The organism is Streptomyces sp. NPDC043812 (assembly GCF_056436245.1).
Genome location: NZ_JBWKCY010000098.1, coordinates 1 through 1,478, shown reverse-complemented (window position 1 = coordinate 1,478; position 1,478 = coordinate 1). Strand labels below are relative to the sequence as shown.

The 1,478-nt window shown below is 66.8% G+C and carries 1 protein-coding gene; it reads left to right on the top strand.

Annotation, left to right across the window (positions count from 1 at the left end; genetic code table 11):
* Positions 1-44 precede the first annotated feature (44 nt).
* Positions 45-1,283: an IS4 family transposase gene (locus tag AC067Z_RS38895; protein WP_478794358.1), complete on the top strand. Its 1,239-nt coding sequence runs from the start codon at positions 45-47 to the stop codon at positions 1,281-1,283.
* Positions 1,284-1,478 lie beyond the last annotated feature (195 nt).

Genomic DNA, 1,478 nt, shown 5'->3' with positions numbered 1-1,478 from the left:
CCCAATACCGGTGACTTTGGCTGGTGTTGGTCGTTGGATGTGGTGTGCCAAGGCCTGGACAGGTGAAGTCGTCGGGTGAGCGGTTGTCGGACCGGATCGCTCTGGGTGTGTTGACGCGGGTGTTTCCGCCCGAGCTGGTGGATGAGGTGATTGTGGAGTGCGGGCGTCGGGAACTGCGTTCCCGGCTGCTGCCGGCCCGCGTGGTGGTGTATTTCGTGCTGGCGATGTGTCTCTTCTCCGGGCAGGGCTATGAGGAAGTGGCCCGGCTGCTGACGCAGGGCCTGGAGCGTGTGCGGCGGTGGGAGAAGCCGTGGCGGGTGCCGACGACCGCAGCGATCGGCAGAGCCCGCCGACGGCTGGGGCCGGAACCGTTGATGATGCTGTTCGACCGGGTGTGCCGGCCGGTGGCCGCCCCGGACACGGCTGGTGCTTGGTATCGCAGATGGCGGCTGGTTGCGGTGGACGGCACCACGTTCGACGTGCCGGACACCGAGGCGAACGACTGCTTCTTCGGCCGTCCCGGCTCGGGCCGGGGACAGCAGCGCAGTGCGTATCCGCAGGTGAGGGTTGCGGCGCTGGTGGAATGCGGGACACACGCGGTGTTCGCCGCGGCGACCGGCCCCTTGTCGGTCCACGAACAGCATCTGATTCCCGACCTCCTTCCCCGGCTGGAGACGGGAATGCTGCTGCTGGCCGACCGCGGCATCACCGGTTTCGAGCTGTGGAAGGCCGCCTCGGGCACGGGTGCGGACCTGTTGTGGCGCGTCCGCAAGAACATCGTGCTCCCGGTCGTCGAGGTCTTCGACGACGGCTCCTATCTGTCCGAGATCGTGGCCACCGGCGACCGCGGGCGACATGACCCGGCGCGGGTCCGTGTCATCGAGTACACCCTCGGCAGCGACGGCGACGGCGATGAGGCGGTCTACCGGCTGATCACGACCATCTGTGACCCGGACCAGGCACCCGCCACCGACCTGGCGGGCCTCTACCACCAGCGGTGGGAGATCGAGAACACCCTGGACGAGATCAAAACCCACCAGGGCGGACACCGCCTCGTTCTCCGCTCGCAACACCCCGACGGCGTCGAGCAGGAAATCTACGGCTTCCTCCTCGTCCACCACGCCCTGCGGGACGTCATGCACCACACCGCTCACCAAGCCGGCCTCGACCCCGACCGGCTGTCCTTCACCCGCACACTTCGCATCGCCCGCCGCCACGTCACCGGCCAGGCGGCACTTTCCCCCCTCACGACTCAGCCGAGCCCTGACACACACCACCCGTGAACTGCTCGAACGACTCCTCCCGCCCCGCAGAGACCGCTCCAACCCCCGCGTCATCAAACGCAAGATGACCAACTGGCACCTCAAACACCCCCACCACCGCAACCCACCCCAACCACCCACCACGGCAATCACACTGATCCCGCCCACCAAAACAACCAGCAAACACCAGAAAAAGACCTAAATCACCGGTATTGG